At 59.1% G+C, this 26,948-nt stretch carries 20 protein-coding genes; 9 read left to right on the top strand and 11 right to left on the bottom strand.

Features of this window, described 5'->3' with window-relative positions; all coding sequences use genetic code 11:
- Positions 1 to 46 precede the first annotated feature (46 nt).
- A complete protein-coding gene (locus CA85_RS11170) occupies positions 47 to 1,429 on the bottom strand; it encodes a DUF6666 family protein (RefSeq protein WP_146391384.1) in 1,383 nt (460 codons plus the stop codon).
- Positions 1,430 to 1,711: 282 nt separating this feature from the next.
- On the opposite strand from CA85_RS11170, the gene CA85_RS11165 reads away from it, so the two are divergent.
- Positions 1,712 to 2,902: a TolC family protein gene (locus CA85_RS11165; protein ID WP_146391383.1), complete on the top strand. Its 1,191-nt coding sequence runs from the start codon at positions 1,712 to 1,714 to the stop codon at positions 2,900 to 2,902.
- Between the two features lie 15 nt (positions 2,903 to 2,917).
- Here the strand turns inward: CA85_RS11165 and CA85_RS11160 are convergent, their stop codons facing one another.
- From CA85_RS11160 to CA85_RS11135, 6 genes are all read right to left on the bottom strand, one after another.
- Positions 2,918 to 3,811 (bottom strand): hydroxypyruvate isomerase family protein, encoded by an 894-nt coding sequence (locus tag CA85_RS11160; RefSeq protein WP_146391382.1) that lies wholly within the window; start codon positions 3,809 to 3,811, stop codon positions 2,918 to 2,920.
- A gap of 133 nt (positions 3,812 to 3,944) precedes the next feature.
- Positions 3,945 to 4,697, bottom strand: a complete 753-nt coding sequence (locus CA85_RS11155) for a polyprenol monophosphomannose synthase (protein ID WP_246112689.1) — start codon at positions 4,695 to 4,697, stop codon at positions 3,945 to 3,947.
- Positions 4,698 to 4,801: 104 nt separating this feature from the next.
- Positions 4,802 to 6,259, bottom strand: coding sequence for a 2-oxo acid dehydrogenase subunit E2 (locus CA85_RS11150; RefSeq protein ID WP_146391381.1), 1,458 nt, complete (start codon positions 6,257 to 6,259; stop codon positions 4,802 to 4,804).
- A 112-nt stretch (positions 6,260 to 6,371) separates the two neighbouring features.
- A complete protein-coding gene (aceE, locus tag CA85_RS11145) occupies positions 6,372 to 9,116 on the bottom strand; it encodes a pyruvate dehydrogenase (acetyl-transferring), homodimeric type (RefSeq protein ID WP_146391380.1) in 2,745 nt (914 codons plus the stop codon).
- 281 nt (positions 9,117 to 9,397) lie between these two features.
- Positions 9,398 to 10,714 carry a coproporphyrinogen-III oxidase family protein gene (locus tag CA85_RS11140; RefSeq protein ID WP_146391379.1) on the bottom strand — a complete coding sequence of 439 codons (1,317 nt, stop codon included), beginning with the start codon at positions 10,712 to 10,714 and terminating at the stop codon, positions 9,398 to 9,400.
- A gap of 209 nt (positions 10,715 to 10,923) precedes the next feature.
- The gene (locus CA85_RS11135) at positions 10,924 to 12,210 is read right to left on the bottom strand and encodes an outer membrane protein assembly factor BamB family protein (protein WP_146391378.1); all 1,287 of its coding nucleotides are present in this window, start codon (positions 12,208 to 12,210) and stop codon (positions 10,924 to 10,926) included.
- A 277-nt stretch (positions 12,211 to 12,487) separates the two neighbouring features.
- On the opposite strand from CA85_RS11135, the gene aroE reads away from it, so the two are divergent.
- The 3 genes from aroE (at position 12,488) to thiS (ending at position 15,332) form a co-directional block, all read left to right on the top strand.
- Positions 12,488 to 13,978 (top strand): shikimate dehydrogenase, encoded by a 1,491-nt coding sequence (gene aroE, locus CA85_RS11130; protein ID WP_146391377.1) that lies wholly within the window; start codon positions 12,488 to 12,490, stop codon positions 13,976 to 13,978.
- Between the two features lie 152 nt (positions 13,979 to 14,130).
- Positions 14,131 to 15,132 carry a sugar phosphate isomerase/epimerase family protein gene (locus CA85_RS11125; protein ID WP_146391376.1) on the top strand — a complete coding sequence of 334 codons (1,002 nt, stop codon included), beginning with the start codon at positions 14,131 to 14,133 and terminating at the stop codon, positions 15,130 to 15,132.
- Complete coding sequence (gene thiS, locus CA85_RS11120; protein ID WP_146391375.1) at positions 15,129 to 15,332, top strand: sulfur carrier protein ThiS; 204 nt, start codon at positions 15,129 to 15,131, stop codon at positions 15,330 to 15,332. The genes CA85_RS11125 and thiS overlap by 4 nt, the downstream gene beginning before the upstream one ends.
- A 238-nt stretch (positions 15,333 to 15,570) precedes the next feature.
- Here thiS and CA85_RS11115 read toward each other — a convergent pair whose 3' ends face one another.
- The 3 genes from CA85_RS11115 to CA85_RS24865 all read right to left on the bottom strand — a co-directional run bounded on the left by CA85_RS11115 (position 15,571) and on the right by CA85_RS24865 (position 19,897).
- Entirely contained in the window at positions 15,571 to 16,851 is a 1,281-nt protein-coding gene (locus CA85_RS11115) for a TlpA disulfide reductase family protein (RefSeq protein ID WP_146391374.1), read from the bottom strand.
- Positions 16,852 to 16,984: 133 nt separating this feature from the next.
- Positions 16,985 to 17,785 (bottom strand): MBL fold metallo-hydrolase, encoded by an 801-nt coding sequence (locus CA85_RS11110; RefSeq protein WP_146391373.1) that lies wholly within the window; start codon positions 17,783 to 17,785, stop codon positions 16,985 to 16,987.
- Positions 17,786 to 17,929: 144 nt separating this feature from the next.
- Positions 17,930 to 19,897, bottom strand: a complete 1,968-nt coding sequence (locus CA85_RS24865; RefSeq protein ID WP_186774872.1) for a hypothetical protein — start codon at positions 19,895 to 19,897, stop codon at positions 17,930 to 17,932.
- A gap of 323 nt (positions 19,898 to 20,220) precedes the next feature.
- Here CA85_RS24865 and CA85_RS11100 point away from each other — a divergent pair, with 323 nt between their 5' ends.
- Both CA85_RS11100 and CA85_RS11095 read left to right on the top strand, forming a co-directional pair.
- Positions 20,221 to 22,410, top strand: a complete 2,190-nt coding sequence (locus CA85_RS11100) for a carboxy terminal-processing peptidase (protein WP_246112688.1) — start codon at positions 20,221 to 20,223, stop codon at positions 22,408 to 22,410.
- An 11-nt stretch (positions 22,411 to 22,421) separates the two neighbouring features.
- Positions 22,422 to 23,411, top strand: coding sequence for an alpha/beta hydrolase (locus CA85_RS11095; protein ID WP_246112708.1), 990 nt, complete (start codon positions 22,422 to 22,424; stop codon positions 23,409 to 23,411).
- Positions 23,412 to 23,578: 167 nt separating this feature from the next.
- Here CA85_RS11095 and CA85_RS11090 read toward each other — a convergent pair whose 3' ends face one another.
- Complete coding sequence (locus tag CA85_RS11090) at positions 23,579 to 24,373, bottom strand: SDR family NAD(P)-dependent oxidoreductase (RefSeq protein ID WP_146391372.1); 795 nt, start codon at positions 24,371 to 24,373, stop codon at positions 23,579 to 23,581.
- 221 nt (positions 24,374 to 24,594) lie between these two features.
- Here CA85_RS11090 and ychF point away from each other — a divergent pair, with 221 nt between their 5' ends.
- The 3 genes from ychF to CA85_RS11075 all read left to right on the top strand — a co-directional run bounded on the left by ychF (position 24,595) and on the right by CA85_RS11075 (position 26,849).
- Complete coding sequence (gene ychF, locus CA85_RS11085) at positions 24,595 to 25,686, top strand: redox-regulated ATPase YchF (RefSeq protein ID WP_146391371.1); 1,092 nt, start codon at positions 24,595 to 24,597, stop codon at positions 25,684 to 25,686.
- A gap of 168 nt (positions 25,687 to 25,854) precedes the next feature.
- The gene (locus CA85_RS11080) at positions 25,855 to 26,463 is read left to right on the top strand and encodes a hypothetical protein (RefSeq protein WP_146391370.1); all 609 of its coding nucleotides are present in this window, start codon (positions 25,855 to 25,857) and stop codon (positions 26,461 to 26,463) included.
- Positions 26,460 to 26,849, top strand: coding sequence for an amidohydrolase (locus CA85_RS11075; RefSeq protein ID WP_391564852.1), 390 nt, complete (start codon positions 26,460 to 26,462; stop codon positions 26,847 to 26,849). The genes CA85_RS11080 and CA85_RS11075 overlap by 4 nt, the downstream gene beginning before the upstream one ends.
- Positions 26,850 to 26,948: the final 99 nt, after the last annotated feature.

The following is a 26,948-nucleotide window of genomic DNA, read 5'->3' as shown; positions in this document are numbered from 1 at the left end:
TTCGCCCCGACTGGCGTGCCGGCGTGAGCGACGGCGTCGCCAGTTGCTACTTCGTGACGAAGAACGAGCCGTTGTCTGCGACGTTGAACATGGGGCGGAGGTAGCGGTTCGTTGACGTCCGGCAGCCAGGTCGGTAGACCATGCTAATCCCCAGGTTCCAGCCTTCGGCTTGGTATTTCGGAACCGCTGTATCGCCTGTCGGGGCGAAGTAGGTGGAGGCGATTTTCATCGAGATACCTCCCTTGAGCGGAACGTCCATGTCACTGCCAATCAGGAAGTGGTCACTGTCAGTGCCGCCGATATAAGACGTCCATTGAGCGGTCGGGCCAAAGCAATATCGATAGAACGCGCGGTATTGGTCGGTAGCGGTTGCGGTTTGCGTGCCCGCGAAGAGAGCACCGGCTGGATCGTTGACGATGGTGGGAACTGTATCGTCATTGAGCCCGGCCATCCATCGAAAGCCAAAGTTATGGTTGCGGGATAGTTTCCAGCTCAGCTCGCCACGCAGCTGCAAGAGATCCGCGTGGTAGTACCAATCCTCGTTGAGGTAATCCAGCACCAGGCCGTATTGCAGTCCATAGTCGACCCGGCGGAAAAGGCCGCCGGTGATGAAGATTTGGTTGCGATGCTGGTCGGTGAAGTGCTGGCCCTCGAGATTGTTCTGTGTCGCTCGCAGCCCGAGCTGAGCCGATAGATCGGCACCGAACAAATTTTTCAGATCGCGTCCCTCATTGAATCCCTGGTGAAAGCCAAAACTCCCACTGTTGGCGTTCGTTCCTGAACCGGTACTGGGAACATTGAGCGGGTTGAGAAACGCTTGACTACCGAAGTAGAACTCAAAGCGACTCCAGTCCACACCAAGGACAGGCAGGAAGAGTGGGAAGCGAGGGTGCTCACACGCCCCGATGCCACTACTGCACGCGTCACAGCCGCAAGGATCACCCTGCAGTGGCTCCAGTCCGCAACCGGGTTCGATCCCACACGCCGGTCCGTACCCGCCTTGGCTTTCGAGACCACAATCCGGTTCGACGAGGTAGCCGCCCTCCATCCCGCAATTGGGCCCGTAGGAGGCGCACTCTTGACAATCACAGACAGAGCTGTGAGCGCCATAGTCCTCGAGGAATCCCACCTGCTGCACCTCTCCACTGGCTTGCCGCTGAGGCGACGCAGCGGTATTGGTGGCAAGACTCGTCCGCTGGGCACTTGAACGCGGCACGAGTTGCGGTGCCCGTTCGACCACCGCCGAAGCGTCGGCGGACACCCGAGCGGGTGACCACGCCATTGACGTTGACGCCTGCTGTTGACGCGAGTAGGTGTCCGCTGCCGACGCGGTCGAGACGCATGCGATCGCAGCAAGAACCCGAGCGAGTCCAACAAAACGGCCGTCAGAAGCGAGCGTGAATTTCGTCAAGAGATCGGTGGCAAGCATGAAAAGATTCCAAAGTCGCAGACGATCGCCATCGGCCATCATCGTGCTGTGGTAGTTTCGATGTGTTTTAGCATCGGATCGCTACAGACCATCTCATTAGAAAATCCCACGCAATCGTTACAAACTATCCAACCCGAACGGTTTTCCCGCGTTTCACGGCGGTCGGACTACCCCTCGCCCGCACAGTCGAACACCAAAAAGGAAATCTACTGCATCTGCGGGGTTTCTTCCGATTACACAGCTGAACCGCCCTTTCATGTTTTCAGCACATCGCGAGACAGGATGTCAACGAACCCCCTCAACCGCACTCGACGCCATCGCATCGCCGTGGCCCTCGCGATCCTGGCTCCCGGTATCGCTTGTTCGACGGCAGCAACACGTCCCGCTCTAGCGGTGGAAGTGCCTCTGCTAGTGTCCTCCGAGACCTTTCATGCGGGGGAGGCAATCGTTTCAGAAAGCGTAGCGACGTACACTTTGTCTCAGGTGATGCAATGGGCCGCAGCGCACTCGCCGGCAGCAAATCAGATCGAGGCGGAGTCCACCGCCGTAATGCGTGGCATCGACACCAGCGATCCCGATCGCTGCTGTGCGGCTCGGTATGCCCAGAGTGTTCTGCAAGAGCTTGCCCTGGCACGTCGCAGTGACAGCGCGACCGAAGCAGCGATTGCCTACCATCAGCTCATTGCGGCAATCCGGGCCCGAGATCTGGCGGGCGAAGCGATCTCGGTGCAAGACGAATTGATCGCCATGGCGACGGAGGCCGAGCGTCTCGAACTCCCCGACGGAAACCCGCTCAAGCTGAAACAAACGCGTCTCGATCTGGTCGATGCCCAGCTGGAACACACGTTCGTAGCCCGCAAGCTCCGGCAAGAGCTGTCGCGCCTCACCGGGCGGAGTGAGACGGAGGTCGCCGCGGCGATCATGGTGGACGCGCTCCCCGAAGATGCGCCCCTGATCAACGCAGCCGACGAAGTTGCCGACGCGCAGGCGCGGCGACACGACCTCCGCGCCGTTGATGTTCTGTGCCGAGACCTACGAAGCTGTAATCTCGATGCGGCGAGAATCTTGATGAGCACGATCAGCCCCGGGGCGGGCATGTCGCTCGCCACCGCGGCCACGGGGATTCTCAAGTGCTTTCAGCACGACACGGGCGACAACGAGTTAAGCGTGCGACGATACCAGTGCTCGGAACTGAAACGCTCTCTCGAGAACGTCGTCCGCAATGAGACGCTGCAGGCTATCCTCGATGTGCGTTGCGCCAGCGAGCGATTGAAATTGGTCGACGAGCAGTTGCAATTCGCCTCGGAGCGCCTCGATCAGACCCGTGGGCGAATCCAAATCGATGAATCCGCACCGGGTAGCGATCTCATCGTGGAGCTGGAAATTCATCAACTCCGCGGCGATCGATTGGCGCGACAGAAAGACCTCGCCGTCGCCATCGACAATCTCCACCACGCAACGGGTGCCTACTAAGCATCGCGTGATCGGCTACACGGTGCACTGGGCGACCGCTTTTCGAAGCCCTGTCATCGGATCGCCGGCGGGGATGAATTCATGGGCGAAGTATCCCTGGTAGCCGGTCTCGGCGATGGCCTGGGCGATGGGTGGATAAAAGAGTTCCTGCGTGTCATCGAGTTCGTGGCGACCGGGGTTGCCCGCAGTGTGATAGTGACCGTAGTAGGGATGATTTTTTTCGATCGTGCGGATGATGTCACCCTCCATGATCTGCATGTGGTAGATATCGTAGAGCAGTTTAAAATTGTCGCTGCCGACCTGTTTGACGAGTTCCACTCCCCATTCGCTGTTGTCGCACATGTAGTCGGCGTGGTCGACTTTGCTGTTGAGCAACTCCATTTGCAGCGTCACATTGGCTGCTTCTGCGACGGGCACAACTTTGCGGAGGGCATCGACGCAGTTTTTCATCCCGGTCTTGCGATCGATCCCCCGCGCGTTGCCGCTGAAACAGATCACGTTCTTCCAACCTTCGGCGGATGTCGCTTCGATTGCTGCATTGATCTTCTCAATGGCTTGGTCGTGATACTTGGTGTCACAGAGCCCATCGGTGAGTGCGTGCGATCCGACCATCGTGCAGACCAGACCGTGCTTTTTCAGCGTGGGAAAATCCGCGGGGCCGAGCAGATCGATGCCGACCAACCCGAGTTCGGCAGCTTGAACTGCCAAGTCCTCGAGCGACATGCTGCGGTAGCACCACTTGCAGACGGACTGATTCAGCCGTCCCGATTTTGCGTTGACGGGAGTGTTCGTCGCTGAGCCCGATGCCGATTCCTCGCCATGGAGTGTCGTCCCGGCAATGGTGGCGGCGCCTGCTGCCGAGGCGAGGGTACGGGTGAGAACGCTGCGACGTGAAAGTGGCGTATTCATGATGGCGTGTGGGGAAAGTGTATCAACCGGAGAATGAGTTGCAGTCTAGCCTATTGCGTACCGGCAAGCGAGAAAGTGGAGTGAGCCAGAGAGCAGGTGTGATCGATTGCCCGCCTTCGAAACGGATAGGATCTTATTTCAGTTGGAATACGGTCCATCCTGAGCGGATCGCTTCCCGAAAACTCAGCTTGCTCTCGCCACGTACGCGCTCGGTGAAGGTGATGGGAACTTCGGTGAACTGGGCGCCAGCGTGAAAGAGTCGCATCAGAACCTCCTGGATAAACGCGTAGCCCTCATAAGATTCGTCGCTCAGATCGAGCTCTGCGAGTTTACTGACGCGGTAGCAACGAAACGAACCGCTGGCGTCGCGGACCGGCAGTCGCAAGCGACGGCGGGTGACCGCATTGATGCAGCGGCTCATCCATTTCCGCCGCAGGGGCCAGCCAACGATTTCGCCACCGGCAACGTACCGTGAACCCACGGCCACGTCGGCTCCCGCCTGAACGGCGGCGACGAGTCGAGGCAGGTCGGCGGGGTTATGCGATAAATCGCCGTCGAGATTGCAGAACAAATCATAATCGCCCTCGATTGCCTCCGTCATCGCAGCCCGAATGGCTCCGCCGAGACCGCGTTGTTGCCGCACGTGGCACCGAATCTGCGTCGAACCGTGACAGGACGACGCGTATTGGCGTACCGCAGCGGCGGTCCCATCGGGTGAATTATCGTCCACGACGATCACATCAGCCGAGGGCAGCGCAGCGGTGATCTGTTGCAGCAATTCGCGGACATTGCCGGCTTCATTGAACGTGCAGACACCGACGAGGATTCTTGGGCTCGCGGGCAGGCTGCTGCCCACGGCGTCGTGCGGATTGGAAGGGCTAGTCAACGACCTTGCTCATTCGAGTTGCGGTCGGTTCTACAGGCGCAGAACCGACATCCAGCCTGTTCTCTTGGACGAGCACCAGGCTAGACGCTCCACGGCACAACGGACTACAGCGCCAACAACAAACGGCTGGGTGCCTGCAGGTATCCGATCACGTCATTGAGGAACCGAGCGGCCGTGCCACCATCGACGAGTCGATGGTCATAGGACAAGCTCAACGGCATCATCAGTCGCGGCTGGATCGAGTCGTCGGGCATGACGACAGGCAACTTGCGGCTGCGGCCGACCAACAGAATCGCGACCTCGGGAATGTTGACGATGGGGGTGCTGTACTGGCCACCGATCGCGCCGAGATTACTGATCGTGAACGAACCGCCCTTCAGATCGCTGACCGAGAACTGACCGCCCCGGACCTTGCCCGCCGTTTCAGCGAGCCCGCGGGCGATATCAGGGATCCCCATCCGATCGACATCCGGCAGCACGGGGACGACCAGGCCACGATCGGTGTCCACGGCAATCCCGATATTCACGTAGTCTTTGTAGACGATCTGTTCGTTTTCACTGTCGATCACCGCATTGATCGAGGGATGTTGACGCAGGGCGGTGGCGACGGCTTTGATCAAGAACGGCATCGTGGTCAATTTCAGGCCTTGAGCGGCGTAGTCTTCCTTGCTGGATTGACGCAGTCGTTCGAGGTCCGTGATGTCGGCATCGTCGAAATTGGTAACGCGTGGCACGTTGGACCATGAGGCGTGCATTTGAGCCGAGATCGTTTTGCGAATCTTGCTCATCCGCTCGACGCGGATCGGCCCAAATTCATCTTGATCGGCTTTCCCGGGCAGGTCGTCGGAGACGGGAGCGGCGGGCCGAGCGGGTCGCGAGGGGCTGCCCGCAGCGGGTGCCGCTGGCGCGGCCTTGGCTTGGCTAGCCGATCGAACCGCAGCGAGAACATCGTCGCGTGTGATCCGTCCACCGGGGCCAGTGCCACGGACATTGGCGAGATCCACGCTCGTTTCGCGAGCGAGTTTACGGATCGCTGGGCCAGCAGGGATGGAGCTGGCGTTGGCCGGTTGAGTCGTCGCCGGTGCTGCGGGCGCCGCGGGAGCGGCGGGCTGACTCGGTGGTGCAGGAGCGGGCTCCTGCTTGGCTTTGGGCTCGTCAGCTTCGGGCTTGTCGGCTTCGGGCTCGGGCTCGCTTTTCTTTTCTGCCTTCTCTTCTGGTTCGGGCTTCGCCTCTGGCTCAGCCTTTTCCTCTGGCTCAGCCTTTTCCTCGGGTTCCGCTTTGCTTTCCGCGGGTGGCTCAGGCTTCTCCTCGGCAGGAGCGTCGGCTCCCTCAGCAGCTTCGACTTCCAACAGCACGCCACCGATCGGCACGGTATCGCCTTCACTGACGGTGATCTTCGTAATCTTGCCGCCCGCATCGGCGGGAACCGGCACAGTGGCTTTATCGGTTTCCATCTCGACGATGTCTTGGCCGGCCTCAATCACCTCGCCGACGGAGACGAAGATTTCGAGGACGTCGCCGGATTCGATACCGTCGCCGAGTTCAGGAAGTTTGATTTGCATGGGGAAAAAGAAGAATGAGGGTTCAGATGGGAGGGTTTCGGGTTCAACGAGCGGCGTCGGGATTCTTTCACTGAACCCTGAAACACTGAACCCTTACTTTCTCGTCGCTAGTTTAGGCGAAGTATGGATCGACCTTATCGGGATTGTAATCGAGATCCTTGATGGCTTTTGCGACATCGGACATTTCCATCTCTCCGGCCTTAGCGAGCCGGTAGAGCGTGGCGATCACGATCGACTCGGCATCGACCTCGAAATGGCGACGCAGAGCTTCGCGGGTATCGCTGCGGCCCATTCCGTCGGTCCCTAACACGAAGTAGTCACCTGGAATCCACGGTGTCAATTGCTCTCCGAGTGCCCGCACGTAGTCGCTGGCCGAAATGAATGGGCCTTCGACACCCTCGAGTGTTTCCTCGAGGTAGCTGCGACGTGGCGTCTCGGTCGGGTGCAAACGGTTCCAGCGTTCGCAGGCACCGGCATCGCGGCGAAGCTGCGTATAGCTGGTCACGCTCCACGCGTCCGAAGCGATCGAGTATTTCTCAGCCAAGATCTCCTGCGCTTTCAGGACGCAGTTGAGAATGGCACCACTGCCGAAGAGTTGCACGCGTTGTTCGCCACCATCGACCTCGACGCTCTTGAACCGGTACATCCCCTTGATGATGCCTTCCTGACAATCTTCAGGCATTTCGGGGTGCATGTACTCTTCGTTCTCGGCCGTGATGTAGTAGATGCACTGTTCACCATCGACGAACATCCGCTGCATGCCCTCTTGGACAATCACGACGACTTCGTAAGCGAAAGCGGGGTCGTAGGCACGCACAGTCGGGAATGCGATTGCGTTGAGCAGGCTATGGCCGTCTTGGTGCTGCAGACCTTCGCCGTTGAGCGTCGTTCGGCCGGCGGTACCACCGACGAGGAACCCCTTGGCACGCATGTCGGCGGCGGCCCAAATCGAGTCACCGATCCGTTGGAATCCGAACATGCTGTAGTAGATAAAGAATGGGATCATGCTCACGCCGTGGCAGCTATATGCGGTGCCTGCGGCGTTGAAGCTGCTCATCGAGCCGCATTCAGTGATGCCTTCTTCGAGGATCTGGCCGTCCTGGGCTTCCTTGTAGTAGGAGATCTGATCGGAATCGGCGGGCTCGTAGTTCTGGCCCGCATGCGCGTAGATTCCGAACTGGCGAAACATCCCTTCCATGCCGAACGTTCGCGACTCATCGGGGACAATCGGGACGACGTACTTGCCAATCTTTTTGTCGCGGCACATAGCGATCAGGGTCTGAACGGCAGCAAACGTGGTGCTGATGCTCTTGTTCTCGAGTTTCTTGACGAGCTTGCCAAAGTCCTCCATCGTGGGGACTTCCAGCGTGGGATGCGTCGTCGGGCGACTCGGCAGGTAGCCCCCGAGCTCTTCACGTCGGGATTGCAGATACTTGATCTCTGCACCGGCGGCCGGCGGTTTGTAGAAAGGTGCGTTGCCGACTTCCTCATCGCTGATGGGGATGCCGAATCGCGTGCGGAATTCGAGCAATTCGGCTTCGTTCATCTTCTTTTGGTTGTGGGCGACGTTGCGCCCTTCGCCCGCTTCGCCGAGGCCATATCCCTTCACGGTCTTGGCCAAAATCACTGTTGGCTTGCCGTTTTTCAAGTCCGCGGCTTTCTTGTACGCCGCGTAGACCTTCTCGGGATCGTGTCCACCGCGGCCGATTTTTTCCAGTTTTTCGTCGGAGAGATGTTTGACGAGGTCGAGCAGTTCGGGGTACTTGCCGAAGAAGTGCTCGCGAATATAGCTGCCAGGCATCGATGTGTACTTCTGATACTGCCCATCGACGACTTCGTTCATGCGTTTCGCGAGCAGTCCCGTCGTGTCGCGAGCGAGCAGTTCGTCCCACTCACCACCCCAAATGACTTTAATGACATTCCATCCCGCACCGTGGAAGATCGACTCCAGTTCCTGGATGATCTTACCATTTCCGCGAACGGGACCATCGAGACGCTGCAGGTTGCAGTTGATAACGAAGATCAGATTGTCGAGCTTCTCTCGCGACGCCAAACCGATGGCGCCGAGGGTTTCAGGTTCGTCACATTCGCCGTCACCCAGGAAAGCCCAGACCTTTTGGCCGGTGGTGTCGCGGAGGCCTCGGTCGTTGAGGTATTCATTGAACCGGGCTTGGTAGATCGCCATGATCGGCCCGAGGCCCATCGAGACGGTCGGATACTCCCAGAAATCGGGCATCAGCCAGGGGTGAGGGTAGCTGCTTAGGCCGCCGTCCTCTTCCAACTCACGTCGAAAATTCTCGAGCTTGTGCTCATCGAGCCGGCCTTCGACGAACGCTCGCGAGTACATTCCGGGCGAGGCGTGGCCTTGGAAATAGACCGAGTCGCCTGAGTAGCCGTCTTCGCCACGGCCTTTGAAAAAGTGATTGAACGCGACTTCATACAACGTCGCGCTGCTGGCGAAGGTGCTGATGTGCCCTCCGACGCCTCCCCCGCGTTTGCCCGCTCGCACGACCATCGCCATCGCGTTCCAGCGAATAATGGACTTAATGCGTCGTTCGAGCTCCCGGTTGCCAGGATAGGCAGGCTGTTCGTGCGCGGGAATCGTATTGACATAGGGGGTGGAGGTGTCCGCACTCAAAGCCACGCCATGCTCGGCCGCACGGTCGCGGAGTTGGTCGATGAGAAATTTGACTCGCTCGGGCCCTTGGCTGTCGAGCACATACTCAAGCGAACTGAGCCATTCCTGGGTCTCGTAAGTATTGACATCTACGTCAGCGGATCTCTGCAATTCGCCAAGCTGCTGGGCGACTTCGTTCTGAGCGACTTCGACTTCGGCGACGTTTTTGGAATCGGACATCAAATACGGGAAAAACCCGGCCTCTGGGATCGTGTTCAAAATCAGCGGTAGGTGCACATTTTCTGGAAGGGCCTACTTTACTCACTCAACCACGTTTTCAACAAGGCATGTAGTCTGCCCCACTGTCATAATCGACCGCCTCGGCCGCGATCGCTCAAACCTGGCCAATCCAGCCGCGCCGAGCACGCCCGGCGGACGATGCGGCAATCGGCCACGCCCCCCGAAATCGAATCCGCGGAATCGGCCCGGTGGCCGCGACGCGGCAACGACGCCCAAATCGATCAGGTGTAGCGAACGTTCTGGTGCTCGGGCTCGAAAAATGCCGAGAGGAGCGAATCGACACGGAGCAAACCTTCCCGCGTCAAGCGAATTTCACGCTCGTCAATTTCGACGAGCCCCTGTTCGATGTAGCCGGTCCAAACGTCGGACCAGTCCGCGACGATGTCGGTGTCGAACTTGTCTCGGAAATAGTCGCGTTCGAGAAAGCCCCGCTTAAGCAACAGAATCATTTCGCGGATCAGGGTTTGGTGCGGGGTGGGGACGTAGCCCCGGCCCAGCGGCAGGTTTCCTGCTTCCACCGTCTCGAGATACGCCGGCATGTGGGGCAAGTTCTGATAGTGCACACCGCGGACGTGCCCGAAGCTGGCGATGCCGGTGGCGATCAGGTCGGCGCCCCGCCACAAATTGTCGCGGTAGGAAAAGTTTACTTTGCCTGTGTCTTTGACGAGCGTGTAACCGCTGCTGACCTTGTATCCCGCGGCGATCATCTCATCGAAAGCGAAATCGACCCAGTCGCGTTTGGTTTGCCACGGCGCCACGGGGCTCTCGGTTTGATTGCCGAGCATGTCTTTGCTGTAGATTGTGTTAAACGGCAGCTCCATCTGGTAGATCGTGACGCTTTCGGGAGACATCTCGATCGTGCGGCGAATGTTGTCGCGCCAGTTGTCCCAGGTCTCGCCGACCATTCCAGCAATCAGGTCAATGTTTACATTGGGGAACTGCGCCGCCTCGATCCACTCCCATGCCGCATAGACTTGCTTGGAAAGGTGTGCTCTGCCGTTCTCTTCGAGCAAAGTATCGTTGAAGTTCTCGATACCGAGGCTGATGCGGGTCACACCGAGCTTCTCTCTAAGCGTCTTGACCTTCGTCTCGCTGAGCGTTCCTGGCTCGCACTCAAAGGTAACTTCCTCCGCTCCATCCCAGGTGATGTGCTCATGCAGGCGATCGGCGAGCTTGGTGAGCTGTTTCGGAGACAGAAAACTCGGTGTCCCGCCGCCAAAGTAAACGAATCGAAACGGCCGCTCGCCCATCACCGGCAATTTGCTGACCATGGAGATCTCGTTGCACAAGGCGTCCACATAACGCTGCACATCGGGTGCTTTGACGTCCGTGAACACTTTGAAGTAACAGAACTTGCAACGCTTGCGACAGAATGGGATGTGCAGGTACAGCCCGAGCGGGTTGTCGTTGGCGGGCGGGGACTCCATCGCGCCGCGAACGTCGTCGAGGGCCTCCGCGTTCCATTGGCTAAACGGTGGGTAATTAGAGATAAAGACACTGCCTACTTCGGTCTTGTCGTCGCTCGATGTGCTCGTCATGGCAGGGAGTTCCAGGGTGGTGAGGTAGGGTCAGGTGGGATAGTGATGCCGGTCGTGTCAGCGAATAGCCGCACGCGGGACGATTGTTCTAATAATGTTCGGCGTCAGCGTTCGTCATGCCCGTCAAACAAGCCTGAGCTATCAGCAGCCAGCCCCGAACACTTCACAAAGACAATCCAACTGTCGATCACCCGCCACTGAATCGGCGACTACGACGGCCCGAAACAGCGGACAACGCCGTCGTCATCAGCAATGATCAAGCGATCGCCGACGACAGCAGGAGCTGCCATGAATTTGCCTCGCGACTCAAACGACCATTTCTCATCGCCATCGGCAAGAGACAATCTTAACAGCAATCCGGCGGTCGATGCGATCCAAACATCATCACCGGCGATCAGCGGCGAGGCATCGGCACGCCGGCGGAGTGTTTTTCGCCAAATCCGCTCGCCCGACGCTCGCTCGATCGCATCGACGTGCTTGTTTTGACTCGAAACGACGATCCGGTCGGCTCCGATGGCGACGCTGCTGCGGAATTCATCGGGTCGATCGGGATCTTCGAACTCCCAGCGAACGTCGCCTGTGGAGGGATGGAACGCAAACAGCGTGCCAGCCATAACCGGTAAAAACACTTCATCGCCGCTGACCGCAGGCGTGCTGCCAGTGGGGCCGCCTAGCGGCAAGGGTTCGCGGGCAGGCTCGCCCGTCGCGAGGTCGATCACATGCAATTGGCCGTCGCAGCCGCCTAGAAATGTTTTCCCAGCAGCGATCGAAGCGGAACAACGGATCTGGTCCCCCGTCTCATATTTCCATACCAAGGCTCCGTCGGCAGCCGATAAACAGTACAAGTTTCCGTCCTGGCTCGATTGCAGCACCCGCACTTCGTAGGCATCCCCTCGGGGCACGGCGAAAAACGTGGGAGCGGCGCTAATTTGCCCCTCGGTCGCGTATTTCCAAACTGACTCCCCGGTCGAGGGGTCGAGCGCCACAATATTTCCATAGACATCGCTGACGACGAGGATCGCCCGGACGGCCGCGTCTGCCGCGGCAGAATCCTCTGCTGGGTTACCGCTGGCCGCTTCGATCACTGGAATCTGGGCAGTCGACTCGGCGGCGTTGGCGTCAATCGATTCGGGTAAGAAAAGCCCGGGCGACGCCTCGAACCCTGTCTCGAATTCGCGCCGCCAACGCGACTCACCCGAAGCGAGATCGAGTGCTTCGACGCCTCCCATGACATCGGCGACGTACACGTTGACACCGTCGCTGACGGGCGTCGATTCGATCGCTTCGGCAGTTTCGGCCTCCCAAAGCAATGTTAGCTGGCTCGGCAGGTTCCGCCCGATCGCGCCGCTCGATCCGCTATCAGCGCGTGCCATCGTCCAGGTAGGAAGGTTCGCGGCGGGGGGCGACTGCGCTGGGGCGACCGTGGCGAACAAGCACGCCCCCAGCAACAGCCCCGCGGTGACGGGGGCCGAGCGGTTCGTCTTTCCAATCTGCATGTTTCCATTTCCGTTTTGAATGACTACCAGAACCGATGACTACCAGAGCCGCGGCCCACCCGAGCGATGGGGGGCGAGGCATCTCGCCCCGAGCGGGCACGCGCCGGACGGCTCACTCCGAACGGCAGCAGTGGGATGTTCCCTACGGCAGCGGCGGCCGGGATTGTTCAGCGGCGAAGACCTCCTGGTCAAAATCAGCCCGACTAATATAAGCTGTTTCGCATCAGGTTTTGCCCCGCCAGGCGGGGGCCTCCCCCAATGTTATTGAGTTTTTTGAATGATTTGTGTCAGTCTTGGCCGTGCCCGTCATAAAAGAATGATCGCCGAACACCAGTTCTTGGTTGAGCAGGGAGCTCAATTGGTGGAATTGCGTCTGGACTATATTTCCCGGGCGGTCAACCTCAAGCGGCTCGTGGGCGACCGGCCTGGCCCGGTCGTGCTGACGGCGCGGCGAAAGGAAGACGGGGGACGCTGGGAAAAGTCCGAACAGGAACGCCTGATGCTGCTCCGCAGCGCGATCGCCACGGGTGTCGAGTACGTCGACATCGAGGCTGACGTGGCCGCCCAAATCCCACGTTATGGCTCCACCAAACGAATCATCAGCTACCACGACTTCAGCGGCACGCCCGACGAACTCGAGGACATTCACGCAGCGATGGCTGAGGAGGATGCGGACATCGTCAAGATCGCCACCATGGCCAACACATTCTCGGACAACATCCGGATGATTCGGCTGGTCGAACAATCCGACATCCCCACGATCGGGATTTGCATGGGCGAGATGGGCATGATCACCCGGATCCTCTCCAATCGGGTCGGATCCCCCTTCACCTACGCCACCTTCAGCGCCGACAAGAAACTCGCTCCGGGGCAGATCAATTGGAAGGAGATGAACAACACCTACCACTATGAATCGATCAAGCCTGACACGGCATTGTTTGGGGTGATTGCGGATCCGGTGGGACACAGTCACAGCCCGCTGATTCACAATGCAGCGTTCGTCGATTCGGAGATCAATGCTCGCTACCTGCCACTGCGAGTCCCCAAAGATGACCTGCAGACGTTCATGAACGGTTGCCATAGCATCGGCATCGAGGGCATCAGTATCACGATCCCCCACAAGGAAGCGGCGTTGGATTACTGCACCCAGGCCGAAGCGAGCGCAACGGGGATCGGGGCCATCAACACGATGATCTTCAATGGCGAAGAGCGACTCGGTTACAACACCGATTACCGCGCAGCGATGGACTGCATCGAAGAAACCTTCGAGATCGAACGTGGCCAGGAGAACTCGATGCAGGGCAAGGTCGCACTCATCCTTGGCGCCGGCGGAGTGTCACGAGCCATCGCTTGGGGGCTGCGGCAACGCAAGTGCGATGTCTATGTGTCCTCACGCACCGAAGAACGCAGCCAGTTGTTGGCTCATGAAATCGGTTGCCAGAGCATCGCGTGGGACCAACGCCATGAAGTCAAAGCGCACCTATTGGTGAACGGCACCCCGGTCGGAATGCACCCGGACGTGGACGTGTCTCCGTATAACATGACGTCCATCAACGAATACATGGTCGTCTTTGACACCGTCTACAATCCCGAGAACACGGTGCTGATCAAGTACGCCAAGCAAGCCGGGGCTCGCTTGATCACAGGCGTGGATATGTTCGTCCGCCAAGCTGCCTACCAATTCCGGTTGTTCACCGGCAAGGACGCGCCGACGGATCTGATGCGGGCCAAGATCAAACAAGCCACCAATCCGGTCCAGATCAACTGAAGCTCCCGGGGCTATCGGAAATCTGCAATTCCCGTCGACTTGATGCCCCAAGGCGTCTTTGGGACGTCGCCTCAGGGGGTGCTACAACGGGGCGGGGGTCTCCGTTATCCTGGGGCCACTGTCCATTGTCACCTCACCCACCGGAGTCTTTCATGCCCCGTCCCGTCACCCTGTTTACCGGCCAATGGGCCGATCTGCCGATTGAAGAACTCGCTGCGATGACAGCCGACTTCGGTTTCGACGGTATCGAACTGGCCTGTTGGGGCGATCACTTCGAAGTCAGCCGAGCGCTTGCCGAAGACGACTACTGCGACAAGAAACACGCGTTGCTGGCCAAACACAACTTGCAGTGCCACGCCATCAGCGCTCACTTGGCGGGCCAGGGCGTGCTCGACATCATCGACGAGCGGCACAAAGCCATTCTTCCCGAGCATGTTTGGGGCGACGGCGACCCCGCTGGGGTCAACGCTCGTGCGGCCGAGGAGCTGGCCAATTCCGCCCGCGCGGCCCAGAAATTCGGCGTCGATGTTGTCAACGGATTCACCGGCAGCAGCATCTGGCACCTGCTTTACTCATTCCCGCCCGTCCCGGAAAAAACGCTCGATGCTGGGTTTGACCTGCTCGCCGAGCGGTTCAATCCGATCCTGGATGTCTTCGGTCAGTGCGGTGTCCGCTTTGCCCTGGAAGTCCACCCCACCGAGATCGCCTTCGATATCTACACCGCACAGCGTGCGCTCGAAGCACTCGATCATCGGCCTGAATTCGGTTTTAACTTCGACCCCAGCCACTTGATTTGGCAGGGGATCGATCCCGTTGAATTCATTCGCGCCTTCCCCGATCGCATCTACCACGTGCACATCAAAGACGCGATCGTCACACTCGATGGTAAGACTGGCATCAACTGCAGCCACCTGAACTTCGGCGATCCGCGGCGAGGCTGGGACTTCCGCAGCCCCGGACGCGGTGGCGTGAACTTTGAAGAGATCATTCGAGCGCTCAACGTCATCGAGTACGCTGGCCCGCTGTCGATCGAGTGGGAGGATTCGGGCATGGAACGCACCTTCGGTGCTCGTGAAGCCTGCGAGTTTACGAAGAAGCTCGATTTCTCGCCATCCAACGTGGCATTCGACGCCGCTTTTGACGAAGCCTCATGATTACGATCACCGTCAACGGCACGACTACCGAAGTCGATCATTCAATGTCAATCAGTGAGCTGATTGAGCAAGTTGACGTGCCCAAGAATTACTTGGCCGTCGAGATCAACGAAGAGGTCGTGCCGCGCGAGCAACACGGTGAATACATGGTCGCCGAGGGTGACCGTGTCGAAGTGGTGACTCTAGTCGGTGGCGGTTGAGCCCCACAAGTTTTCCTAAGCCGAAGGCGTTTTAGAAAGAGACACCGTCGGTGGCGCTGCGCTGACCTACGGCTATTCTCTTTAATCCCTGAGAGGATACTTCTGGGTATTGAGCAGCTCGTTGCTTCGTCCAATAGGACACTTACTACTCCCGCGTTACTAAACCTGTGCGGGCGGAACGCTGCGGTGCAGCGTTCCGCTCGTTGTTCTCGGCAAACTACGTCACTGCCAAGACGGTTTACTCGGACTCAGGGGCAGCTTCTTCAGCGGCGGCCTCGTCATCGCCAGCTTCCGTATCGGCGGGCTCTTCAACTTCAGGGGGAGGCCCGAGCAATTCTTCGAGAGATTGGTCCAACCGCGCCCCGCGGGCAGAGAGCGAGATCACTTTACCTTCCCGGTCGACGAGGATGGCTGTCGGGATGCCTGAGACGCCGTAGTGTCTCGCCATCGGATGGTTCCAGCCAGCACCGGACTCCTCGTCACCGACGATGTTAACCCAGCTGATATCCTCTTGGTCGAGATACTTCTGCATCGCCTCAGGGGTGTTGTCCATGTTGATCCCAACGATCGCGAAATCGTCACCATAGGCGGCAAGGTTGCGCTTCATGTTGGGGATTTCGCCACGACAGGGGCCGCACCAGGACGCCCAGAAATCGACGAGGACCACCTGTCCTCGATAGTCCGACCAATCAAACTCCTCACCGCTCCCGGTGGTACCGGTGAGCGTCATGGAATTGCCCATCAGATTCAATCGTCGGGCAGTCCCTCGGGCCCGTTCGGCCAGCGACTGCAATTGTTCATCATCGGATTCCTCCATCCGCTCGGCGAGTCCGTTGAGAAGACTGACCGCCATCTCGGTTTGATCATCGGAACCGAGGCGACCGGCGAGCTGCGAGGCGAGTGAATAGAGCTGGGAGTTCAGGCTGCCTTCATCGGCCATGGCATGAATGCGGTCGACAAGGCCCTGCTGTTCTTCTTCTTCCATCGAGGCCACGTCACGGACCTGCGATTGAAGTTTCTCCATGACGGCGAGGTTGCGGATGGCGGGATGCTCGCTGTTGGCGATTGACTCACGCAGTGCATCGAGTTCGGCAGTCAGCTCTTTGTCTTGGCCGGAAAGAAATTGCAGAGCGTTTAGCTGCAGCGAAACTGCTTTGAGCCGCTGGGGCACGGTCACGTCATCGAGAGTGCGGATTTTTGCCGCCGTGTCGACGACCCCGCGAGCGGCGCGGCGGACTGACTTCATGTTGCCCCCGCGATTCTGCATCGTCTCGGCTGCGAAGGCAAACAATTCGTCCGCATCGCCATCGGGAACTTCGATCGCTGCGGCTTCTTCGGTCGGTTCCTCTTCGGCGGAGTCTGCTTCCGCTGCGGCCGTCTGAGTGTCACCCTCATCGGCGTGGGCCCCGGACGGTAACATGACCTGTCCGGTGGCGAGCAGGGCGCAAAATGCAAGCGACGATGGCTTGAGAGCGGGGAATCGGGACAACAAATGGTCTGTGCTGAGTGGTCGGATCATGAGAGGCTCACAGGGTTAAATGATGGGTTGCCCAGAATTCTGGGGGGCACACACCCTTGAGCATAATGAATCTCAGCGCGGTCGTGGTGTTCGCGACAGGCGGAAAGCCTGGTCGATCTCCGACGCGTGCTCCTTAGCCAGGCAATTGGAAGCCATCGGGCAGGATGCCTTGAGCGACTTCGGCGTCCCATTGGTCCATCAGTGGCCAATCCTCTGCCAGAGTGCCGAAATCGGCCATGTGCAGGTAGCCTTCGACTCGCTCGATCACCTTGTCAAGCATGACGTCATCCTTGGCAAAGATCGGTCCGTGACTCGGGGCGAGCCAGCGAACGTCGCTATCACGGATACGCCGAAGTGAGCGGAGAAAGGCCTTGATATCGCTGCCATGGTGGGCGTCGATGGCACCGATGCAGCCATCGCGATAGACATTGTCGCCCGAGAACAGCACATCGCCCAAACGGAATGCCAACTGGCTGTCGGTATGGCCTGGCGTGTGCCAAACCTCCACCTCGAGCTTGCCGACGCGTATCACATCACCGTCATTGACCAAGTGATCGACTTGGACCGGCGGCATCTCCAAACGCAGGTCCTGGGCTTCGATCAATGCCAGGGTCTTCAGCGTGTCCCCGCTCTGCAAAGGCTCGACCGCGTTGGGGTGTGCCGTCACGGTGGTTTTGAACGCTTGCTTGGCCTTGGCAAGTCCTTGAATATGATCGACGTCCGCGTGGGTCGCGATCAATGTCTGGCAACGGGACAGAGGGAAATCCAAATCGCGGATGATCTGGATATAATCGTCAACCGTTTCTTCGTACCCAACGTCGATCAAAACCCATTCGTCTTGGTCGTAGATGAGGTACAGATTGCAACCGAGTACCTCACCCGCCTGAAAATTCAGCTCGATGACACCGGGGAAAATGGGTTTGCGAGAGATCATGGAGAGATATCGGCCGGGGGTTACAGGAACGGATGACGGGACCGCAGTATGGTGAAACCGCAGTGTAGATCGTTTCTCGGTTCCTTCGTACCCGTCGACCAGTCGAGACCACGCTCCGGCGGAGCGTGGTGACCCGACGACTGACTACCACATGTATTCCGCACCGACAGTGAAACCTTGCAGAACCACATCGCTGAAGCCGGCAGGCGGTGGTGTCGTGACCGCACCGCCGCCACCAAGAGTGGTCAGCGACGAGCGGACGTAATCTGCTGAGGGAACCGTGTCGACGATGTCGCTGACTGCGAGCAAGTGATACGAGGTCCGGAACGACCAGGAGTGGGACAAGCGGTAGACCAGTTTGGTCTCAAACTCGCCCATGACGCTCCCGCGGCGGTCCCGGTCGCTAATTTCCGCCGAGCCAGCAGTGGCTCCGGGGCCGATGGAGTTGGCGTACACCGAGGTGCCGCGTTCCCAATCGTTTTGCCCCCAGCCCCCCTTCATGCCCAGGCCGAGCTGGATACCAGGAACCATGTTCCACCACACGTCATAGCCGATTTGGCCCATGAAGAGATTGTTCTTGGTGTTGTTGACGGAGTCGTAGTACCGCAGTTGGTCGTTGCTACCGCCGCCGAATCCGCCGGTTCCGTCGTTGAACGTACCGATCGTGCTGTATCCGAAATCGTTATCCAAGCGGATGTAGCGAGCTCCAAACAACCACGATCCTTGGAAGCGGCAGCCCGGGCCGACGGCACGACGGCGATAGTTGACTTCACCGCTGTGGAACCGCGACTGGGTGTAGGCCTGTTGGATGATCGAGCGGTCAGTATCATCGTATCCCCCGATGGGGAACGTTCCGAAGTCCGAAATGTAGGAGTACAGGTCGGGGTTGTTGGGATCGTCCGAGACGACTTGAGCACTGTTATTCCATTCTTGGCCACCCATGTAGGTCGCCTCCACGTTTCCACCGACTCCCAGGATCAACGCCCCCGAAACCCGCACACCGGCTTCGAGATCGCTAGCTCGCACATCGTCAAGGCTCATCACGGTTGGCCCATCAATGCCCCGAGTGGTCAATACCGTGTTGCCTTGCGAGAAGTTATTGCCGAGGAACAAACCCTCGACCGACAGATCGTACCAACGCTGGGCACATTTACCCGCTTCGCTGTAAGGTCGCAGGGCGTCGATGCAGCCGACTGTTCCGCCGTAGATCGTTCCCAGCAGGATGCCCATGTCGCCCTGCATGCACTTGCCGCTGCACCAGTCGCCGAGCATTCCGCCCCGTCCTAGACATCCGCTCTGGTAGAGCCGTGAGCTGCAAACGCCGCAGCCTTGTCCGTTGCAGGCGTGGCAACTCCCCATGATCGCGGGCAGGATCCCCTGGAAACCGCCGGGGCCCGCACAGCTACATCCGCTGCCGTACCCCGCACCACAACCACAGGCGCCCTCTGCATACATGGGTCCTGCGTAGGGCCCAGCATAGCCACCGGCGTAGCCACCGTCGCAACCGCAGCCACCGTCGCCACATGAATCACACGCGGGACCGTAGTTGCCTGAATACTCCAGCAGACCTCCCTGGTGGCCGACGGGCATGACCTGCCCGTAGGGATTTTGCATCGCCGACTGGTAAGCAGCCGTGCCGATCGGCCCTGGCAGCCCAGTCGAAACCGGCATCCCCGCTTGACCGCCCGCCGGCATGCCGGGGATCGGTCCCGACGGGAACGATGTCGGAATTTTCTGTGAGAGGGGCGTGTTGCCCATCATGGGGCCCGCCATCGGGCCGCCCATCATGGGGCTGCCCATCATTGGGCCGCCCATCGTCGGGCCGCCCGCCATGGGGCCACCCATCATGGGGCCGCTGATCGCTGGCTGGCTGGCGTAGTTGATCCCGCCGGCAGCACTGACGCGGGCCGCCGTGGCCCAGTCCCCGGGGTGGACCCCAGGAGGTAAACGAAATCCGCTCGCGGCGTAATCGATATCGTCCTCGGGTGTCGGCGGAGCTGCGAAAACCATCGCGGGCGAGAGGATGACGAGCATCCCGGCGGCGACGATGGACCGCAGTGAGGTCACCGAAAATCTCGTCGGTATCGAGGCGAGTTGTGAGTGAGTGTTCATCCCTGCATTCCTGAAACAATGACTTGCCTGAGTACGCCCCCGCCGATGTCAGCAGAACCGCTTCAAGCAGAGTTATCGGCACAACCTGCCCCCAACATTCGACAATTCCCGAACAATCGCTACCATCCGAACCGGATCGGCTCGGCCGCGTAGAGTAAGAAGATGGAAAATCGCGGTTGCCTGACTTTCCATCCTTTCCTACTATCCCCTGGTATTCTCTCCTCCGTACTCGTGCTCGTAGGCATCGAATCGCTCCGTCAGCAGCCTGCTAAACGGGGATCGATGTCGGAGATCGCGATCACTTTCCCCCACGCAGAACTCTTATGTCGCAACGCCTCGGTTCGCATCCCCCTCGGTTCGCAGCAGTGACGCTGGGCCTCCTCACGGGTTTCTCCGGTCTGCTCTCGCCACTCCACGCTCAGGACACCGACCAACTGCGAAACGCGGTCCCCGCCGGCCAACAGCCTGCGGTCAACCCGGTTCCCATCCAAAGCGGCACGCAGTCCGCCCCGCCCGCGGCGGAGCAGCAGGCCGCGCCTGCCCAACTGCCTAAACCCGCCCCCCAGGACAGCGTCGTGTCGCGGCTGATCGCCCGGCTGATGCCGAGCGAGCACGTCTCGGGCAAGGATCTCGATGACGCACTCAGCGCCCGCGCCCTCGACCTGTATATCCAAACACTCGATCCACTCAAGCTCTACTTTCTGCAGAGCGATATTGACCAGTTCAATCGCTATTCGGCCGTCGTCGACGACCACGTGCGGGCCGGCAACCTTGACCTGGCGTACTACATCTTCGAGCGGTTTACCCAGCGGGTCGATCAACGCGTGGCGAAGATCCACGAGCTTCTCGAGAGCGACTTCGATTTCACGATCGACGAAGAGGTGATCGTGGATCGGGATGCGGCCCAATATGCTCACAATGCCGAGGAAGCCACCGACCGCTGGCGGCGGCAGCTGAAGTTATCGCTGCTCGATTTGAAGGATTCCGACGAGCCCGTTGTCGGCCAGGAAGCCCGCGATCAATTGTTGCGTCGTTACGACCGCTACGCCAAACGCTGGCGTTCGACCAGCAGCGACGACATCCTGGAAATGTTTTTGACCTCGGTCACCAATAGCTACGATCCCCATTCCACTTACATGTCGCCCGCCACGCTCGATGATTTCAACATCAGCATGGCTCTCAACCTCGACGGGATCGGCGCATCGCTCGGCGAGAAAGACGGCACGACCCAGGTCAAAGCGATCATTCCTGGCGGTGCCGCTGATCTGCACGGCAAACTCAAACCCGATGACTCGATCGTTTCGGTGGGCCAGGGCAAAGACGGCGAGATGGTCGACATCATCGAAATGCCGCTCAAAGACGTGGTCAAGCTGATCCGCGGCAAAGCTGGTTCCACGGTGCGTTTGGGCGTTCGTCCCGGCGGCAGTGGGAACACTGAGATCATGGAGATCGTTCGCGCTCATATCGAACTAAAAGACTCCGCGGCGCGTGGCAAAGTCATCGAGCACGAGGTGCCCGGCCAACCCGGTATGCTCAAGATCGGGTACCTGAACCTGCCTAGCTTCTACATGGACATGGAAGGTGCACGGCGAAACGATCCGGACTACCGCAGTAGCACCCGAGACGTCGCCAAGATCCTCGAAGACTTTAAACAACAAAATGTGGCTGGCGTGGTCCTCGACCTGAGCCGCAATGGTGGTGGTTCACTGACCGAAGCGATCAGCCTGACGGGACTGTTCATTGATCAAGGACCGGTTGTGCAAGTCAAAGACTCCAACGGATCGGTACAGAAGTATGACGACGATCATCCCGGTACCGTTTGGGATGGGCCACTCGTCGTACTGACGAGCAAGCTCAGTGCAAGTGCCAGCGAGATTCTCGCCGGTGCGATCAAGGATTACCACCGCGGCATCATCGTCGGTGATCCACAAACCCACGGCAAAGGCACCGTGCAAACGCTGATGGATATCGGCCAGTCACTGTTCCGGATCCGGCGTGCCAACTATGGCGCTCTGAAGGTCACCCTGCAGCAGTTCTACCTGCCCGACGGCGAAAGCACTCAGCTCGATGGCGTCGCGGCGGACATCGTTCTGCCAAGCGTGATCGCAAAGATGCCTGTCGCCGAAGGCGATCTCGAGTACGCACTCGCCAACGACAAGATCACACCAGCACCGCACGATCTCTACCGAATGGTGCCGGCAGATCTCGTCAACGCACTGCGAGTCAGTTCCCAGAAACGGATTTCTGAAGACGAGGAATTCACGGAATTGATGCGGCGAATCGGTTTGTACGTGGACCAAAAGGACCTGCAGACGATTTCGCTCAATGAGGAAAAGTTCATGCAGCGACGGGCCGAAATGAAGGCTCAGAAAGATGAGCAAGAAAAGGAGATCGAGGCACAACTGGGCACTGAAGAGGTCTTCCACGACACCTTCTACAACCAAGAGGTCCTCAACATCACCCAGCAGTACATTGAGGGACTGCGAGCTCAGAATTTGGCGCGAGCCAACTGAGCTTGAGCGACGTGATTGCCCATCTGCCCCGATTGTTCCCGATTGCCGTCGCGGCCTTGTTCGCCTCCGCCCCACTTTGGGCTGAGGCAACCTCGCCCCAGGTGGTCGAAACGTTCGAGAACCTGCGTTTTAGTGCTTCTCCTGAACTGCAATCGGGCAGCGCGGGCTTAGCGGATCTCTACGTTCCTGTCCTGCCAGGTGACTCCATCGATAAGGTGGAGCAGGCTGGAACTGCCGCTGCGACTGCCCCGAGCGAACCTCCGGTCCGGGTCGTCGGCAAACTGCGGCCAGCGATCGTCGTGGTTCACGGTGGCGGTTGGCTAGCGGGCAGTAAATGGACGATCAGTGGCTACGCCCAGCAGCTCTCCCAAATGGGGATCTGCGTTTTGAACATCAACTATCGCCTGGCCCCCCATGCGAAGTTTCCGGCGCAAGTCGATGATGTTCGCGAAGCTCTTGTGTACCTCAGCGACCACGCCGCTGACCTCGCCATCGACCCGCAGCGGATCGGCCTGTTCGGCTATTCTGCTGGCGGGCATCTTTCAGCACTTGTCGGTGTACTGGCCGACGAGTCCCGCCAGGAGCAAGCCGAGGCGAGTCGGTGGTCGCTCATGGATCCCCGTTGGGCGCGTCTGCCCAAGATAGCGGCAGTGTGTGCGGGTGGCCCGCCCTGCGATTTCCAAAACTTGCCGCTGGACAATGATTCGTTGTCGTACTTTCTCCGAGGATCCCGGCGACAGTTCCCTGAGCTCTACGCCGCCGCGTCCCCGATCGCGCATGTCTCGGCAGCTGACCCGCCGATCCAACTGATCCATGGCGAAACCGACATGATTGTCCCGATCACCAATAGCCGCCGTTTTGCCGAGGCCTTGGCCGCAGCAGGCGTCTCGGTCAACTTGACCGAGATCGCCAAGCAGGGCCACATCGTGACCCTCATGCACCCCCAAACCCAGGCCCAGGTCAGTGAGTTCTTTCGGGAACAGCTACGATTGCACCCGTAGTTCGAAGGCACGGTGCGCGACTACGCAGCCGCGATCGCCTTCTTGAAATGCGATGACCTTTTCGAGCGTTTCGACCGTGGTTGAGGTCGAGGTTGAGATCGTGGTGTGTGTGGCCGTCAGCCTGACGAAATCGAGCCGCAAATCATGCCCCCAGTCAGATTTCTGGGCTAGAGAATCGACTTGACCACGCCTCCATCAACACGCAGTGCCGCGCCATTGGTGGCCGAAGCGAGCCCTGAGCATAGGTAGCAAATCATCGCCGAGACCTCGTCGACCTCGATGAATCGCTGAATGATCGAGGTCGGCCGAACGTTTGAGAAAAAGTCTTTTTCGAACTGCTCGAGGGTAACCCCTTGGTCGCGGGCCATTTCCTCGACGAAGGTACCGACGCCTTCGGACTTGGTCGGCCCCACCAAGACACTATTGACCGTCACACCGGTTTTGGCTGTGGTTTCGGCAACACCGCGTGCAACGGCCAATTGAGCGGTCTTGGTCATGCCATAGTGGATCATCTCATCAGGAATCTGAACTCCCGACTCGCTGGAGACGAAAATAATGCGGCCCCAGTCCGACTGCAGCATCCCGGATAGGTAGTGCCGCGTCAGGCGCACGCCGCTCATCACGTTGACGTTGAACATTTTCGTCCAATCGTCATCGGGAATCTCCGCAAACGACTTGGGTTCAAAGATCCCCACGTTGTTGACGAGAATATCAACCGCTGGAACTTGCTGACAAAGAGACTCGCAACCTGCTGCGGTGCCGAGATCGGCCACAACGTACTTCACGTCGGCGCCCGCTACCGTCTCGCCGATCGTTTTAGCGGCAGCTTGAAGCCGGTCTTCGGAGCGACCATTGATCCAGACCTGGGCCCCTTCGGCGGCCAGCCGAGTGGCTGTGGCGAGCCCAATCCCAGCGGACGAGCCGGTTACCAATGCCGTTTTCTGTGAAATTCCAAGATCCATGAGGTGGTCCTCTGTGCGGGGGGAGCGGTTGAAGGAAGTTTGCCATCGTGTGGAGTCGGCATCGTATCAGATCCGTCCAGCACTCCCATGTCGGAGCGATACTGCCGAGACAAGAGTGGTGCCTGGGTCGACGAATCCACCTCCAGCAGCGATAACATGGGCCAGATCCCTTTTTGATTTTCGTCCCCCTCGCTTCATTCCCCCTCCCACAAAGGTATTCGATGGAAGCCGGAATCGTCGGCTTGCCGAATGTAGGCAAAAGCACCTTGTTCAATGCCCTGACCAGCAGCGTCGCGGCCCAGAGTGCCAATTACCCATTCTGCACGATCGAGCCCAATGAGGGCATCGTCAGTGTGCCTGATGCACGTCTGACCCGCATTACCGAGTACATCGTGCCCCAGAAGATCATTCCGGCGGCGTTGAAACTCGTCGATATCGCGGGCATCGTCAAAGGTGCCTCCGATGGTGAGGGGCTGGGGAACAAATTCCTCAGTCACATCCGTCAAGTCGACGCGATCATGCAGGTCGTCCGCTGTTTCGATGACCCCGACGTGATTCACGTCTCGGGTAACGTCGATCCGATCGCGGATATCGATACGATCGAAACGGAGTTGGTCCTGGCCGACATGCAGACGCTCGAGAACGCGTTGCCGCGAGCCCAAAAGAGCGCGCGGGGGGGCGATAAAGAAGCCAAGCTCCGCGTTTCAGCAATCGAAAAATGCAACGCTCACCTAGAGAGTGAGCAGCCTCTGCGGACGCTCGAATTGCCCGAGGCCGAAGCGGCAGCGATCAGTAGTTACGGCTTGATGACCGGCAAACCCATTCTGTACGTCGCCAATGTCGACGAAACCGACTTGGCCGGCGAGCACGAACTTGTCCAAAGAGTTCGCGAGCACGCCAAGAAGTCGGGCGCCAGCGTGGCCTGCGTCTGTGCCAAGTTAGAGGCGGAGATCGCGGAACTCGATGAAGACGATCGAGCCGAGATGCTCGCCGACGTAGGGTTAGAGGAACCGTCACTCAACGTGATCGCCCGCCAGACCTATCGCACTCTCGGATTGCAGAGCTATTTCACCGCCGGTGAAAAGGAAGTGCGTGCCTGGCCGTTCCGGATCGGATCGACCGCCCCCCAAGCCGCTGGGGTGATTCACAGTGATTTCGAGCATAAGTTCATCCGCGCTGAAATCTACAGCCTCGCCGACCTCGAAGAATACAAAACCGAGAAGGATATTCGCGCCGCTGGAAAGCTTCGCGCTGAAGGCAAAGCGTACGTGATGCAAGATGGTGATATCTGTCACTTCTTGATCAACCCGTAGCCCGTCTTCGACGCCTACCCGAAAAGGGGCCTGTCCGAACAAGGGCCTGCCCCTCTCCGGTGAGACCGTTGAAAACCACGTCAAATGTTCGCCTCCAAAGGGTCAGCCTCCTTTTCGGATAGGGACTCACTGTTTCGAACCTCACCAACCACCTCCTTTGAGAGATTCATGAACAAAATGTTAGTACCCATTCTCTTCGCAATCGGCACGGCAGTCTTTTGGGGATGCTACGGTCCGACGATCGGCAACGCCCATGCGCCACGTGTCGATGGCGTGCCACTGTGGTCCCCTTTCAAGCCGTACGTGTTCATCGGTCTCGCTTACCTGGTCATCGCGATCTGTGGCGGCTTGGCAATGATGGCAGTCAAAGGCGATTCGTTTAGTTTTACGGGCCAGTATTACCCCACGATGAAATGGGGGTTCCTCGCCGGACTACTCGGAGCGTTCGGCGCGTTGTGCTTGACCTCCGCGATGATGACCAGCCGCGGCAACGCCTTGCTCGTCATGCCGATCGTCTTCGGCGGTGCGGTCTCGGTCAGCGCGATCGTATCCATGTTGAAACTGCATGCAGAGACCACCGTCAGCCCGATGCTATGGGTTGGAATGGCTTTGACCATCGTGGGATTGGTGATTGTCGCGATGAATACTCCGCAAGCTCACGCGCCCGCGAAACCGGCCGCCGAACTTGCCACCCCGGTCCAGGCGACTGGTAGCGACGATGAGGGACTCAGCAGCGAAGCGAGCGATTCCGACCCCGTTGAAGAATCAACGACGTGACTTTGAACGACCTCCCCAACACCGACGACAGCCCGCAGGACGAGCAATCGCCGTTGGCGAAAATCCACGGGATCGATGACCAAGTCACGCATGTGTGGATGGTACGGACCTTCCTCAAGCATTGTGATGAAGCCGAGGATGACGAGGATCTGCGTGAGATCGTACGGGATCTGTACGATTTTATCCTCGCCGTGGGCCCCGTCGACGACTCGGTCGATCCAGCTACCTACCTGAAAATGGCGAAAAAAAAGCTGCGTCGACTCGTCGGTGCCACCGAACTGTACGAACAGATCCAACCCGAGGTCAGTGGCCACACGAACTTCGTCATGGCGGCGCGGTCCTTGCGGCTGGCCGTCGACCGGATCGCGGCGTCGATCCGCTCCTAGAAACGCTTCGCTGAGATTCGATGAGAGCCGACGAACCTCCCAAAGCAGGCTGGATTTCATACACAATGGGCTGCCATTGAGTTACGATAGGGCCTCGCG

The organism is Allorhodopirellula solitaria (genome assembly GCF_007859855.1).
GTDB classification, from domain to species: Bacteria; Planctomycetota; Planctomycetia; order Pirellulales; family Pirellulaceae; genus Rhodopirellula; species Rhodopirellula solitaria.
This window is presented reverse-complemented; position numbering and strand designations above follow the sequence as displayed.